This is a genomic window from Knoellia flava TL1 (assembly GCF_000768675.1).
In the GTDB taxonomy this organism is placed as follows: domain Bacteria; phylum Actinomycetota; class Actinomycetes; order Actinomycetales; family Dermatophilaceae; genus Knoellia; species Knoellia flava.
Genome location: NZ_AVPI01000001.1, coordinates 42,241 through 56,883 on the forward strand (window position 1 = coordinate 42,241; position 14,643 = coordinate 56,883).

General features: G+C 64.7%; 13 protein-coding genes. 6 read left to right on the forward strand and 7 right to left on the reverse strand.

The window, feature by feature from the left end; translation table 11 throughout:
- Window positions 1–124 precede the first annotated feature (124 nt).
- From N798_RS17965 to N798_RS17975, 4 genes are all read left to right on the forward strand, one after another.
- Window positions 125–1,300 carry a hypothetical protein gene (locus tag N798_RS17965; protein WP_156971545.1) on the forward strand — a complete coding sequence of 392 codons (1,176 nt, stop codon included), beginning with the start codon at window positions 125–127 and terminating at the stop codon, window positions 1,298–1,300.
- Window positions 1,297–2,139, forward strand: coding sequence for a hypothetical protein (locus N798_RS00235; RefSeq protein WP_035945279.1), 843 nt, complete (start codon window positions 1,297–1,299; stop codon window positions 2,137–2,139). The genes N798_RS17965 and N798_RS00235 overlap by 4 nt, the downstream gene beginning before the upstream one ends.
- Window positions 2,140–2,801: 662 nt before the next feature.
- Window positions 2,802–6,494, forward strand: coding sequence for a WD40 repeat domain-containing protein (locus tag N798_RS17970; RefSeq protein ID WP_156971546.1), 3,693 nt, complete (start codon window positions 2,802–2,804; stop codon window positions 6,492–6,494).
- A gap of 822 nt (window positions 6,495–7,316) precedes the next feature.
- A complete protein-coding gene (locus N798_RS17975) occupies window positions 7,317–7,463 on the forward strand; it encodes a hypothetical protein (protein WP_156971547.1) in 147 nt (48 codons plus the stop codon).
- A 355-nt stretch (window positions 7,464–7,818) separates the two neighbouring features.
- Here the strand turns inward: N798_RS17975 and N798_RS00250 are convergent, their stop codons facing one another.
- Both N798_RS00250 and N798_RS00255 read right to left on the reverse strand, forming a co-directional pair.
- Window positions 7,819–8,319: a hypothetical protein gene (locus N798_RS00250; RefSeq protein ID WP_156971548.1), complete on the reverse strand. Its 501-nt coding sequence runs from the start codon at window positions 8,317–8,319 to the stop codon at window positions 7,819–7,821.
- 59 nt (window positions 8,320–8,378) lie between these two features.
- Entirely contained in the window at window positions 8,379–8,837 is a 459-nt protein-coding gene (locus tag N798_RS00255) for a hypothetical protein (protein WP_035945283.1), read from the reverse strand.
- A 1,112-nt stretch (window positions 8,838–9,949) separates the two neighbouring features.
- Between N798_RS00255 and N798_RS00265 the strand changes: the two genes are divergently transcribed.
- Together N798_RS00265 and N798_RS00270 are read left to right on the forward strand one after the other, a co-directional pair.
- Window positions 9,950–10,765, forward strand: a complete 816-nt coding sequence (locus tag N798_RS00265; RefSeq protein ID WP_035945286.1) for a hypothetical protein — start codon at window positions 9,950–9,952, stop codon at window positions 10,763–10,765.
- Between the two features lie 104 nt (window positions 10,766–10,869).
- Window positions 10,870–11,364 (forward strand): hypothetical protein, encoded by a 495-nt coding sequence (locus N798_RS00270; RefSeq protein ID WP_156971549.1) that lies wholly within the window; start codon window positions 10,870–10,872, stop codon window positions 11,362–11,364.
- Between the two features lie 30 nt (window positions 11,365–11,394).
- Here the strand turns inward: N798_RS00270 and N798_RS17980 are convergent, their stop codons facing one another.
- The 5 genes from N798_RS17980 to N798_RS00290 all read right to left on the reverse strand — a co-directional run bounded on the left by N798_RS17980 (window position 11,395) and on the right by N798_RS00290 (window position 14,643).
- Window positions 11,395–11,808, reverse strand: a complete 414-nt coding sequence (locus N798_RS17980; RefSeq protein ID WP_156971550.1) for a hypothetical protein — start codon at window positions 11,806–11,808, stop codon at window positions 11,395–11,397.
- A gap of 127 nt (window positions 11,809–11,935) precedes the next feature.
- On the reverse strand, window positions 11,936–12,154 hold the full coding sequence (locus N798_RS00275) for a hypothetical protein (protein WP_035945289.1): 219 nt from the start codon (window positions 12,152–12,154) through the stop codon (window positions 11,936–11,938).
- Window positions 12,155–12,188: 34 nt separating this feature from the next.
- Complete coding sequence (locus N798_RS00280) at window positions 12,189–13,097, reverse strand: hypothetical protein (RefSeq protein ID WP_156971551.1); 909 nt, start codon at window positions 13,095–13,097, stop codon at window positions 12,189–12,191.
- A 6-nt stretch (window positions 13,098–13,103) separates the two neighbouring features.
- Entirely contained in the window at window positions 13,104–13,943 is an 840-nt protein-coding gene (locus N798_RS00285; protein ID WP_035945293.1) for a histidine kinase dimerization/phospho-acceptor domain-containing protein, read from the reverse strand.
- Complete coding sequence (locus tag N798_RS00290) at window positions 13,936–14,643, reverse strand: response regulator transcription factor (protein WP_035945697.1); 708 nt, start codon at window positions 14,641–14,643, stop codon at window positions 13,936–13,938. The genes N798_RS00285 and N798_RS00290 overlap by 8 nt, the downstream gene beginning before the upstream one ends.

A 14,643-nucleotide genomic window follows, 5' to 3' on the forward strand; every position in this document is an offset into this window, starting at 1 on the left:
CGGCTCGGGACCTAGGGAAAACCACAAAACCCTGCGACACCCACCGCCCACCCGAAAAGATCACCCCATGACAACCCCCTGCGGCCTGGCCACCGTGTCGGCTTGTCGCGGCACAGCTGACGCAATGCTGCACACCCACCAACTGCCCCCTGAAGAGGAGCGGCACAGTTTCGGCTCACGCACGGTCCACCCCGCAGCACAGCGGCGCGGATTCGACCAACTCGACGCTGGGACCAGCAACTGGTGTCCGATCTGCCAATCCACCCTCATGCGCTGCTACCGGGCGGGTTGCTCGAACGCCGCCGCTGAAGCCATGAGTTACGCCTACCTCGCCGCCGTCTATGCCCTCAACATCACGCGAGGCAAGTACGGCCGGGCATGGAGCAGCGAAGAGGAAGACTGGGCGACCCACGTGGCCCACCGCAGAGCGAAGTCACGAGTGACAGGCAACTCCGGAGACCCCGACAGGTGGCCAACCCCGCCCAGCAGTTTGGTCAACTGGTTCGCCGGCTGGGTCCAACGGGACATCAAGACCGAGCTGGAGAGAAAGTTCGGCATCAACAGTGACGACGACCTTGACGACCCCAGCACGGGCGGCGATCACGACCCCGACCCCGTTACAAACCCCATCAGTGGCGAGGGCACCCCAAGCGGGGGACCGAATCCCTCGACCCTCCGTCCCAATAGATCGTACCCATCCAACAGATCCGCCTCAGGTTCACCGACCTACCTCGAAGATCAGAGCGGAGGCATCGACGTGCTCGGCCCTCCCACAGGTCGCCGTGGCCAACCAAGTTTGATGCCCGGCACTACTTCGCCCTTCCGGGGGCCGGAGCAGGCCGCCTTGATCAAGGAATACAACGAACTCCTCAGCGGAGAACTCACCGGACTGGTAGACGTCCTGCTGCGCGAACTCACCGGACTCGAACCACGAGGAGACAGCCCCACACCCCGAGAGCTCATGCTCACCTACATCGCCAACATCGTGGAGCAATGTCGGCGCGTCGACGGCAGCCCCTGGAAATCCGAACGCAGCATCGTCACCGATCGCCTCAAGGTGCTGAACCCCGAAAGTAAGGCCACGCAACGGGACATCAACCGCTTGCAAAGCCAAGTCCGTCGCACCCGCACCGAGGTCCTGACCCCCGCCTGCTCAGCGCTCATCGAAGATCGAAACAACACCCTCACCGATCGCCAACGATCCGCGCTCCAACACCTGCTCCACCACATCAACGGCGACCGCATCACCATCGCTACCACCCATGACGAAAAGAATGACACCGAAGTAGGCCCCCGATGAACCCGCTAGAGCCACTCCCCAGAGACGTCACCGCCTACGAAACGCTCCTCTACAGCTACATCACCAGCCACGACACCACGCTTCCCCACCCACTCACCTACCTCGACGAGGAACCCGCCTACTGGGCCGCCAGCAACGGACCCCGAACGCCTGAAGAAGCCACCCACATCCTCAATACCCCCCACCTGCTCACGTTGCTCACCGAACTCTGGTACGAAACGCCACCAAGCCTCGAAGCCATCGCCGTTTGCAGGGCCACCCCTCAAGGGAGCACGCTCCTCACCGCTACCGGGCATTCCCGAGCCCTAGACGCCCAACAAGAAGTCGGGGACACCCTGGTCGCAGACTCCATCCCTGGCCCTGACGATTTCCTAACTCTCCTACTTTCCAAGCGGTCAACCCACCACATCGCGGTGCCGCTCTCACATGCGGCGGCGAGTGACGACCTACCCCTCCTCGAACAGATCCGCGAGGGCGATATTGACCTCACGGCGCAGGTTCGCGGGCGCGCCGGCGACTTCACAGTCACCGTGACGGCTGACGGTCGGGGTGGCCGCTTCGGCATCCTCCAGGTTGGGAATCATTCCCGTGCGACCTTCGTCCTGCCGCTTGGCGACGGCGCCCGAGTCACACTCGCGCTGACTTCAATCAAGGGTGGCATCCGTCTCGCAGTACTCCCTGACCTCGCTTCGGTGCTCGCGGAGAAGGCTTTTGGGGAGATTATCGCCCACAGCGTTCGCGCCTCCGACGGCACCACACAGGAGGTGTGGCGAGATCTAGCAATGGCGGCGGGCGCAGGCAGCATTCTTTACACAGCAGTCGCAGACGGCCTCCGATGACCTCTGAGCGACGATCGACTAACAGAGAGTCCGAAGGGGTGGAGCACCTGCCAACCTCCCCGTTAGAGAGAAGACTCCTCGGGTCCGAAGTGGCGTGGCTGGGGTATGCGCGTGCAGGTCTCGCTGGAACCGGCAACTTCCTCACCGACGAAGTGAAGACGGCGCTCGCGCGCGACACCCACCGCAACCGGATCGGGCAGGACAGCATGCGCTGGCCATTGGTCGCGCGAGCAGTCGCGGGCGGGCTCGACCAAGTGATCGTGGATCTTCGTAGGGGGAGTGACGTAATCGGGTCAAGACATCTTCCCGATCTACTCGATCTGTTTGCGGCTCACGGTCTCGTCTCCGCGCAGAACGCCGAGCGAAATGAACCCAAGCAGGGGGCCCGCCATGGCGTTCAATTACCGCAGGCTGTGGAAGCCGGGGCTCGGTGGGCAGCAGACATGTCTCAACACCCGGCTGGCGCCTTCGGGGCCCTCCTACTCAGGGTCCTTGCCACCGAGGACAGTGCCGCTGGCCGTGGCCAACTCAGCGTGTCCATGCCCGTGCTCCTCTACCGCGAAGGCGGTCACGATGAGGCAGAGAACAGAGGTCTCGTTGGGACGCTATCCGTGTCCCTGTGGCCGGGCGGTCCACCGGGGCTCCATCCCGACCCTCGCGTCATGACTTTCTCGACGGTCGAAGCCGATGCACGGCAGGGCTTCGACCGAGCGTTCGCTGCTTCCGAGCACCCTGTTGCTGGCACGTGCCTAACCTGGTCGGTGCGAGACGAGGGCGGGGCTCCCCTGCGCGCAATCCGGGGGGATTCGCTCGCAGCTGCAGTTGGTCTCCTGCTCCGGGAGCTCACGACGCGGCAGGCGACGTTGGCCCACGTCGCTTGGCGGGTTCGTCCTCAGCGTCTGGACCGCTCGTGGTGCATCACTGCAGGTCTCGACGAAGACCGACTCACCACAGTCAAGCACTACGACAGCAAAATCAAGGCGGTGGCGCAGCTCACTAGGCCCCTGAAGGTCATTACGGCGGCGCCCGAGACCGGTCAGATGGGCGTTGCCCACGGCGTCGAGGTCCGCGTGCTCGACACGCTGGGTGCCGCTGTTTCTGCGACTCGAACCCTCAACCGGGGTTTCGTCGCAGCGCTTCTGGCGGTGGTGGTGGCCCTTGGCACTGTGGCCGGTGCGGGGGCGTGGGTCCGAGCCACGCAGCTCGCCGCGGCAAAACGTGACACCGCCACCACGCTTATGCAATACGCACGCTCCACCCTGAACACCGACCCGCGTATCGCAGCTTTGTCAGCTCTGGCTGCGGATGACTTCGACCCGTCCCTCCGCACTCAGGAGGTGATGGCGGAGGTTCTCGAAGCGAATCAGAGCATTGCAGGTGTCATCGACCTTGGCGATCCTGTAGTCCGGGACCTTCAGGTCATCGGTGACACCCTCCTCGTGCTCGACGTTCGTGGCCGGGTGACTGCTTGGGACCTCAGGACTCGGACCAGCTTGGGCACCCTCGTCAAGTCTGGTGCTGGGGCCATCGGTCCTTACGGCTACTCCGGGGCGGTCATCCTCGTGGAGAGGACCCTGCATCGCTATCTGACGGCGACCGGTTACCGACCCGTCGAGGTTGAGACCATTGAGACCGGTCTGACAAATAGCATTCTTATGGGTGGGATCTTCCAGTCGGGGGAAGGGGTTCTTGTCCTAAATGCCGCATTCGAGGGCGTCTACCACGACGGCTCTTTGGACGCCCCCATCAAATTCGACTTCGGAGACGACCCACGCCTCGAGCGAGACCCGGCTCGTAGGGGAATCTCGGTGCGAGCCGCGACCCCCGGCTTCGGCAACAATGATGTTTTCCTCGCGACAACAGCAAGGCAAATCCTTTCATTGGATGTGGTGCACGACTATGTCGGCGCCGGTGCACCGAAAGTTACTCTCGAAGTGATTATGACCGGCTCCCTAGTTCCCGCCGCGCCCACCGCATTAGCCACGGGGGCCGGCGAGACCCTGCTCATCGGCACAGATCGCGGAGTGCAATGGGTCGACGTAAAGGAAGGGAAACAGAAGGAATTTCCCTACGCTGGCTGGTCTCAGAGGGTTTTGGATATCGCCAACTCTGACAGTTCCAATCATGCAATCGCCTCCGTCGACGGCCTCTCTTACGTCACGGAGCCGACCGACGACCAACCGCGACCGGCCCCAACCCGCATGGCCTTCCCGGATTCTCCAATCACCGCCATCGCCACCCATGAATCGCCCGGAGGACCTCAGGTCTTTGTTGCTCAGGAAAACGGGACGATGACCATCGTCGACCCCACGGATTCGCGGTTCGGCCCACGCCCCATACCAGGGTTAGTCTTTGCCTCATTCACTCCTTCCGGGCACGTGCTGGGCGCTCCCCCATACAGCGCGAACGCTTCGAGCTCCCTGACCGCTCGCAATCCCCTCCCTCCTTCGCCTGAAAGCGGCGTGGTGGACCCCTACGCAATCACCTACTCTCTTCCCCAGCGGGGAGGCCATTACCCCTACGTGAATTACGGGGAAGCGACCCAGGATTGGGTTGTCGGATCAGGTCGTCGCGCAGATGGTCATGGCGCCTTCTGGGTGTGGCCCATCAGCGGATTCGGGGCACCTCGTGAGGTTAGTTTCGGATACGGTGAGTCGACCGCGGACGACGTGCCCGACATCGTCCAGAATGTCTATTTCGTCGCGGCTGGCAAGGAGATTGTCGCCCTGAATTCTGCGTTTGGTCGGCTGGGCTTCTGGGACGTGACGACCCTCGAGGAACTCGGCACAGTAGCCGTACCCCGCTACAACACCTTCAGCGAATCCGGCTCGGTAATTATGGTGACGTCTGCCGACGGCAAGACCGTTGCGGTCAAGACCGCACCAAAGACGATAATGGTGGTGGACGTTGCGACACACAAGGTGACGCATACCTTGAATCTCTCGGATGTATCTCTCACGAACCTCGCACTCAACCGTGATGGATCCGAGTTGGCTCTCATTGACAACTTCACAACCCTGCTCCGCGTCAAAACGAAGCCCGACAAGGGAGGGGCCACCGTGGTTCTTGATCGACGAGACCTCAAGTCGGTCGTCCGCGACCTGGCCTATGACCCCGCGGGCACCCACCTCGCCATCGCGGAGACGGTTGCCAGGAAAGTCCAATTGCTCGACGCCCGCACCCTGGAACCGGTCGGTCCGAAGTGGGCTGTGCCGGACGGTCAGCACCCCATGGGTCTCTCTTGGGCTCCGGACGGAAGATCACTTGTCGTGGCGACGATGGTCTATTCCGGGGAAGTGGCCAAGACAAATACCACCAGAGTCATCGATGCGGGGATGCTGACGTGGCGTAAGCAATTATGCTCCATAGCCTCCCGACCCTTCTCCGCAGAGGAGTGGAAAACCGCCTCAGCCTCTGGACTGGACCGCCCAGACTCATGCGCGAACGCCGGTGAGCCCAGGGGGGCAGGTTCGTCCGCCACAGCTGCCCAAAGCGGAAGCACCCGCCCGACCGATGACCGCTCGACACGGCCCGTCAATTCCGACGAGGCGGGTGGGGTGACGCGTGACGTGCTCATGGCCGGAGCACCGATACCGGAAATGTGTGGGCACCCGGCACAAGCGATGGTTCTAGGGCAGATGGCGAGCCCACCTCCGAACGGCGGCAACGTCTGGTTGCAGGATGTGACGAGAGGTGATCTCAACGGTGACGGTACTCCGGAGGCTATTGGAACAGTGGGGTGCTCGGCCGGCGGTGCCAGTTGGGCGCCTTGGATAATCGCGTGGACTCTCAACGACGCGGGAGACCCGCAGATTCTGGCGATGATCGAGTCAAGCGACAAAGAACTGATGCGCCTGTCCCCCGAAGGGGGGCTGCGGCCCAGTGTCACCGATGTCACTATTCAGGGGGGGCGGGTGAAAGTGAGCCTGAGAGCAGGGCTGCCCTCGGACTCGAACGCAAACCCGAGACTGCCCCTGGAGGCTATTCTAGACCTCGACACCGACTCGGGCGCCTTTACGGTTGACCAAGTGGACGCGCGATTCGACTTGGCGGCCACCACCACCCTCTTCGAGGAGCTTCGCTATCCGACCGGGCTGGAGGCCGCAGCCGATCCCCGCGTCACGAACGCCATTCGGGGCTTCTTGACCGACAACATCGGCGTGGAGGTCGGCACGTGTGAAGAATTCGCGGACCTTCCCAAAGACCTCCGTGCACGGGTCGGAACTGGTAAGGCGACAGGTGCGAGCCGCTACTGCACTCTCGTCACTTCGCCGCTTCGGAAGTCAAAACCCCTCCTCCTGAGAGTTGTCCCGAAGGTCGGCGCAGTCAATGAGGTAGTGGAGGCCTTCCCGTGATCCAGTCGCGTTTCCCCTGTGCCGCATCGAGAGAACGTCCCCCGACAGTTGGGAACAGGCCATGACGGCGAGCCAAGCATGGACGACAACTATTGGAGCGCTTCTGTGCGCGGTCCTTATAAGCTCGTGTGGTACCCGGTCGGATGCGACGCTTGGACAATCAGCCTCCCCGTCCCCCACGAAAGCCTCCGGTGCAACGAATACAGGGGTGGGAACCGGCGGTGAACCGGTCGACGGTGTCTCGAGCGGGGAGACTCCACCGGAGACTGGGCGGTGTAACGTCGAAACAGTCGCGCAGGACCTGGGTGATGAGAGTGCTGAACGTGGCGATGCGCGGCCAACTGTCGTGGCATGCGACGGAGCTTGGGCCATTTTTCAGACGGGCTATCTGCCACAGTCCTGGCTGATGGCCAAGTGGACCGGCAGCGCCTGGGAGGCAGCGTTCGGATTTCCCACAGCGAACTGCCGCGATGACTTTATCGGCATGGGAGGCAGCCCCAAAATTGCCGCCGTGCCGAATTGGAGCTGTTGAAGCGTCGGCACTTTCGTGCCGTCCACGTGCGGTTGCTCCAGCCGGGTTGGGTCCTCGACCCTCGCCGCCTGCGATCGCGTACGACTGCTGGCCCGAGGACTGTCCCTGCCTCGGCCCGACGACCGCGAAGCCACCCAGCCGACCGGGGACTCAGCTGATGGTGATGGCAGCGCGCACAACGGCATCCCTTAGACACACCGCGTCTACCTGACACATCGGCAGTTGAACCGCCGGTACCCCTCACTGAACGGACCGATTGGCTCGCTCACCCCAACCCCCAAGGACCCACCATGCACAGCACCGTCATCCACAACCTCTTCCGCCTGTGGCCGCACTTCGGGCCGCTGTCAGCCTACGTATGCCGCGGCTGTGGCACCGAGATCGTGAACAAGAACGCCTACCGCAAGTGTCCGGTCTGCGGTATCAAGTACGACTGAGTTCTCGCAATCAGCGGTGGAGTTCGTCGAAGTCAGGGATCTGATGGTTCCGTTGATGACCGCGCGGTCTCATTCGTAGTCTCATTCGCGCCGGTGGCTCTGGGTTCGCGACCTTCACCCGGCAGCCTCGTGTGCAGGGCCGATGTCGCCAGACCTGTCGCGAACGCCCTGTCGTGGTTCAGATCCCACCGCCACCACTCGCTGGGGTTCACGACCAATTGGTCGTGAACCCCAGCGCACATGAGCACGCACGTCCTCGCGAAGAACCGACGAGGCCAATAGACGGGACCGTCTCCGTCGCCCTGGCTCCTGAGAGTTTGCGGACTACCGCCGCGGCAGCACCCCGATGCATCCGCTAGGCGCCCAGACCATCGAAGAAGGCTTCGAGGTAGGCGGCAACCACTTCGTCGCTTGAGCGGCCCCCCAGCAGACCCGCTGACTCGACACAGAAGATCAGCCGCTCGCCGAACCCTCTGGCCAAGCCCTCGGCGCGGCCTTCGGTCACCTCGCGTTCGATCCAGGTCAGCGCCTGACGCGGATTGTGAGCTACGTACGCGCTCAGGATCGCGTTGATAGCAACGCCTCCTTCGTGGCGCCACGGAACTACGCGCGACAGGACGGCTACGACGGTCCGTCCCTGCCGCCCCATCTCCTCTGCGAGCAATGCACATGCAGACGCGTTAAGCACGCCGGCCGCCACGAGTCCCGGCGTCCCAAGCGACAGAACTTGGCTGGTGAACTCAGTTAGAGGCTCCCCATCCGGCTTGCCGCCGTCCGTACGGGTCAGTAGTTTCACGGCGCTGGGTCGCAGCTCGGCCAGCGTTAGGAGTGTCTCCGCGCTGTGTTCACCGCTCATCGCCATAACGCTGTCACGGTAGCGCTGCGCTACTAACCGATTGGCGACGTCGTCGTGGGTTAATTTCGGGCCGATGGAGGCGGCGGGCCTAGAGGGTCGGCGCAAACCACGGGGCGCCCGTCGGGATGCATGTCGCTCAGGATTCTCGCCAGGATGTCCGTTAACCATCGAAACATGGCCGCAAGGCGCTGGGTCTGATCGACGGTGATGATGCGCTGCGCCGTTCCTTCCTGCTTCTTTTCCGCCTTGTGTAGGAAGGCTCGCTCGCCGGACCACGCTGGCGTAGCCGTGGCGTGCACCATCCAGTTGCGCCACTCGATGGCTCCGTCCTCACCGCCTGCGGCGGCGCACATCTTGAGGATTCGTGCCTCAAGATGTGGCCATCGATAGGCGTTATTCTTGAAGAGTTTGATGAGGTCCGCCGGGGGAGTCTTCCTGCGTTTCGCCGGTGGCTCATGCATGAGGATGGCGAACGCTCCGCTAAGGGAGGCCTCCCATTCCGCGGCGCGGCTGATCATCTAACCCAGCGCGTAATAGTGCTCGTGCCATGCAGCCTCCTGAGGGCTGGTCGCGAACCTGCGCACGCCCATGTACCGAGCCTGATGCCACCACACCAGATTGAACTGTTCATCCCAGCCATCCGCAGCCCCGCGCAAATCAGTGGACTCTTGGCGCTGCCGCAGCAGCCGCTGGATCTCCTCGCGGCGCCCCTCGCGAGTAGCCCAGAACTCTTCCTCACACTCCGCGGTACAGAAAAGGTCCTGCGTCTCGCGCTCGGATCCCCGAGCGAACGCGTCGACGCCTTTCCAATAGACCGACCCGCCGCACCCCGGGCGCCTGCAGGGAGCTACTGGAGGCAGCGACCCGCGCCACTCCATCGAGCCTGCGCCTGTCGCCTCATATGGCACGGTGCTAACGCTACTTCGGACCGACAACACAACTGCCCAAATTGTAGGATCCGTCTGACTTCGTGGCACGCGGAACTCATACGAGTCTGACTCCGACCGGAGTAGTCCGCGGCTTGTATCGCGGCATCATGCCTTTGATTCGAAGGCCCGACTTTCGGCATGTGCGAGCGTTGTCAAACGTCAGGTGGCCTGCGACGCACTCGCGCGGTTGGGGCGCCTCCGGACGCAGGTCGGGGAACGTGGAGTCAGGCACAGCAGTGGACAGGGATGGTCATGGCTAATCGCATGTGTATCGCACGAGCCAGGGATCGCACCGAAAGGCCACCGACGTCTATGCAGATCACCGACGGTTTTATGGTTCAGCAGGCCGCAAGTCTTGTAAACAGGTGGTTAGGGGTTCAAGTCCCCTCGCCAGCTCTCACACGAATGCGCAGGTCGGGGTATGTTTCGGGCTCGAGAATTCGAATCAATCGAGGCGTTTGCAGGGCCGTTTCAAGGCCGGTACGTCGAAACGATCGACATGAGTCGGCGCGCCGACCGTCGGACCGGGTCGGCCCAAGGCATGATGCGACGCATTCAGCGCTGAAGGGGGAGTTCAAGCCGTGGCCACCAAAGATCGCCGAGTCGTGTTTGCGAGGATCAATCGCCGCCAACCCGAACAGGGCGCTCTTCAGGTTCGACCTTTTGCGGAGGACTTGGCACGACTCGCGGAAAGTCGCAAGATGACCCACGTCCAGCGGAAGACATCCACGCATCCACAGCGGCAGTGGTTCGCCGCCGACATGACGATCATCCCTTCCGGAGACTTCATGATGGGCACGCTGGGCTACGCAGAGCAGTTGACTCAGGTTGAGTTCGACCCCGACGCCTGGAGTTGGATCAAGGGCGCAACCCGATCCGACGACACCGGCTCGGAACAGACCGTGGTTCCCTTCGCCATTGACCTCCGCGAGAGCGAGCGCTGGGTGGCCTTTGCCCCTACCGGCCGTATGCAACCGAGACAGTTCGTCAGCGGGTTCCAGAGGGTCCTTAACGAAGCCGTTGTCGAGGCCGGACTCCTCCCCGTCGATTGGGAAGTGGACTTGGTGACATCGGAGGGCCGAATCGAGGCCTGGCTCCATGACCACCCGCGAGTGTTCTGGATGAGGCGCACCATCAAGTTCAGCAACCCCGGCAAAGACCTTAGTGACGACGAGGCCGAGATGCGCGCGCTCGCAGCAAACCGCAAGACTGAGGAGTTCGCCGCGCCTCGTGGGCAAACCTTGAACACAGAAGTCGATGACTTCCGCGAGAAAATCGAGGGCACCGGGCGCGGGAATCTTGACATCATCCTCAAGGCCCGAAGCCTCCGCGGGCAGTCCAAGCAGGTTTTCAACAGTCGGAACTCTGCCGACTACACCTACGTGGACGACTTCGGAACGAACCTTGAGCAAGGCATCGAAACTGTGTTGAGGGCACTGCGCGAGTACGTTGACAAGGTTCGTGGGCTGGGACAATCACGGCTTTCGGCCGCTGACGACGAGGGCCCCGACCACTAAGGTGGAGTGTCAGCCCTCGCACCTAGCGTGGAGAAGCAACGAGGGAAGGGCGACTGGCGATGGCATCAGTGACACGGCACCTATGGCGTGCCATCGACCTCAAGTTGAGCGAGATCCTGCAGTTCGACCTATGGGTGGGCGTTGCCGGTGGCGCGGGTGCCGTTGCGGCGGCGCTGGTGGCGCCTTCGGCACTCCTGAACACCCTCGGAGTCGCCTCGCAGGTCATGGGCATCGTTGTCGGGGCAGTCATCGCGGGTGTATCGATACAGGCGGCGTTCTTCGACCAGGCGTTCTTACGCAAGTTGCGCGCCATCAGTCGTGATCCGGTCTCCTACCTCGCCCCGTTCCTGTTCACGGCCGTGCTCGGTGTGGCCGCAATGATCGGCATGTTGGTTCTGTCGGCCCTGACCCCGACGACGATCCCAGCGGTCCTTGCCACCATCGGAGGCATCACGGGACTTCTCACCGTATGGGCCCTCGCCAGCATTCTTCCGTGCTTGGCGACCTTAGTTCAGTTCATCGGGCTGAAAGTAGCCGCTTTGGACGTACCCGATGACATCGACGTTCAGATCAAACCCAAGCGTGCGGCCGAGGGCTGAATGGCCACGGCCCACGAGCGGTACGCGCCATCAATTCCGCGCTATAAGGGCGGCCACGATAGTGGCACCGATGAGCGCTGCGGTGAAAACGACGAGGGCCCAGGTTGCTCGTGCTGTCGCAAGTGCTGCGCGCACTTGTAGGGCAGGGACGACGCTGGCAGCCAGCTGGCCCAACACACGCCACAGGTCCTCGCGCTCCTCTTGGATAGCCTCGATCAGCCGTCGTTGATCCTTGACCGCTTGCTGATCGTCAGCCAGCCACTTGCGCAAAACAGTCGTGCCCTGAGGCTGGGCGTTCTCCGAAGCCACCGCCTCCAGCGTGCCGAGTTTCCGTCGAGCCTCTGCTTCCTTTAGGTCTAGGTCTGCCAGTCGCCCGGACAGATCGACGATGTTTCGCACTCGCGCCCGATCTGTTACGCGCTTCCGCCCTTGCCACAGGTTCACGTGCCGCCATCTCTCACAATCGGGCGCGTAGGAGTTGCTCTCCTCTCGCGGTTCGGAAAGGCTAACGGCCTGAACCTCGCTTGTCTCCTAACCAAGTGGTCAGGGGTTCCAGTCCCCTTGCCAGCTCTCAGCCCGAGTGCGACCCGTCGCCCGCCGGGTCCGGGTCAGGGGTCTGGGTGGACTCGCGGCGTGTCTCCTCGGGGTGCTCGGTGCGCTCCTCCGACTCGGCGAGGATCGCCCTCGCCTGTGCGTCGGGGTCGTCGCTGCCGACCGCCTGCTCCTCCGGCAGGAGCTCGGCCCGGCTGCCCACCTTGTCGTCGTCGTCGCCCTCGGTCTCACGTCCCATCCCCCGACCGTACCCACCGAAGGGTGACTGACGCTCAGTCGTTGAGCAGGTCGTAATAGATGAGGTCGTCGCCCGACGCGACGTCGACCGCGAGAATGGTGGCCTGATGGCCACCGGCTCCGCCGGGCGGGACGAGCCTCGTCACCGTGGCGGTGGAGGTCCTCCTGGTCGTCGTCTCGACGGGTCCGTCGTGCTGGCGCGCCTGCTCTGCGTAGGCCGCCGCGACCTCCGCCACGTCCGCCTCCGACGAGACCCGCAGCAGCACGCCGAACCCGCCGGTCTGGGAGCCCCGGGAGTACTGGACGAGCAGCTCGCTGCCCGCGAGCAGGACGTAGCGGCCACAGTCCTTGCGGTCCGCCAGGGTCTCGGTCGCCAACGGCTCCCCCGTCCCGGGCCGGGGTCGAGCCCCAGGTGCCTCCGGGACGTCCCCGCCGGGCCACGAGGGGAGGTCTCCGGGCGGGGTCGTGCCCCCGTCCTCGCCGGTGAGGACGATCGTCCACCGCCCCGTCACGTCACCCTCGACCCGCTCGATCCTCGCCCCCACGAGGGAGGTCCGTCCGCTGCTGGAGGACCCGGCCACGTCGAGGGCGCAGGTGAGGCCGTCCTCGCGCGTGCAGCCGGGGACCGAGCTGGTGTCGAGGGACAGACCGAGGGTGTCGTCGAGGGTTCCGACCAAGCTCCGCCACGCGCGCAGCGGATCGTCGTCCACGAGCAGGACCGCCCGCCAGCCGGGAACCCCTTCCGCCGTCACGGTTGCGGCGGGCTGCCCGACGAGACGGCTGCCGACGGGCACCACGAGACCGTCGGGGAGGGAGGTGCCTGCCGGCGAGAGGGCATCGGCGGGCACGCCGGGCCGTTCCGGGGCCCTGACGACGCGCCACCAGACGGTGGCCGCCACGACGACGAGAAGGACAGCGAGCCCGGCGACCACCCGGCGGCGCATCGGCCCTCAGCCGTCGAGACCGACGTCGGACCGGCGCTGCTCGCGCGCTGTGTCGAGGTACTGCGTCACCGCGGCGCTGAGCCGCTTGAGCTCGGGGATGTAGCGGCGGAGCTCGTCAGCCACCGCGGGCGGGGTCTCGGGCCACATCGAGAGGTCCTCGAGCTCGAGGCGCAGCGCCGCGATGGGCGTGCGCAGCTCGTGGGAGGCGTTGACGGCGAGGTCTCGCTCGCGCTGGAGGAGCATGTCGAGCTGCGCCCCACCACGGCGCAGGGCGTCGCCGATCGCCTCGGCCTCGGGCACGGAGTAGTGCGGTACCTCGACGTCGAACCGACCGCGGCCGATCTCCTCGGCGACGGTCGCCAGCTCGGTGAACGGCCGCGACAGGCGCCGCGCAAGCCAGGCGCCCACGACGGCGGCCGCAACGAGGAGGCCGACGCCGAGCAGGACGAGGGGCAGGACGGCGTCGGAGATCCGGTCCTCGACGACGGCGCCCGACCGCCACACGGTGAGCCGACCGCCACCCGCGAGTGGGCGGGTGGCGGACAGGTCGCTGGGACCGGTGCTTCCGCTGTCGCCGGCCACCGTCGTCGCACCGCTGGGCGAGACGTACTCGACCGCCTCGTCCGGACCGATGAGCGGCTCGAGCGAACCCTCGGTCACGGCACCCGGGGCGGTGGAGTTCTGGCGTTCGGCGAGCAGCTGCGAGATGAGGTCGGCGGACCGCTCGACACTGCGCACCTCGCTGTCGCGGACGAGGTCACCGACGAAGTAGGCGCGTGGGATGCCGTAGAGCGCGATGACGGCGACCGTGAGGCCCACGAGGACGGCGACGAGACGCTCACGCATCCGGGACGTCCTCGAGGCGGAAGCCCACACCGCGCACCGTCGTGATGCGCGCGGGAGCGTCGACCTCCTCGAGCTTCTGGCGCAGGCGACCGATCGTCGCGTCGAGGGTCTTGGTCGACCCGAACCAGTTCTCGTCCCAGATGTCGTTGATGAGCTGCTCGCGGCTGATGACGGCGCCGCGTTTGGAGTCGAGCAGCGCCATGACGTCGAACTCCTTCGACGTCACCGGCAGCTCGGTGTCGGCGACCCAGACCCGGCGCGCGTCGACGTCGACCCGCACACCCGTCGTCGGCGCCGGGGCGGGAGTGGCCGGGGCAGCAGCCGGCCCGGCGTCGATGCCGTGGCGCCTGAAGAGGGCGCGGACCCGGGCCAGGAGGACCGAGAGGCCGAACGGCTTCGCGAGGTAGTCGTCGGCACCGACGTCGAGGCCGACGACGAGGTCGAGCTCGCCGTCGCGGGCGGTGAGGATGATGATGCCGCCCCGGTAGCCGTTGTCACGGACCTGCCGACAGACGTCGAGACCGTCCATGTCGGGCAGGCCGAGGTCGAGGAGGACGAGGTCCACGTCCTGCTCGCGGACCCTGTCGATCGCGGGCATCCCCTCGGCGACGCGCTCCACGGTGTAGCCCTCGCGCTCGAGGGTGCGCACGAGCGGGGCTGCGATCTTGTCGTCGTCCTCGACGACCAGCACGTGGGGCAT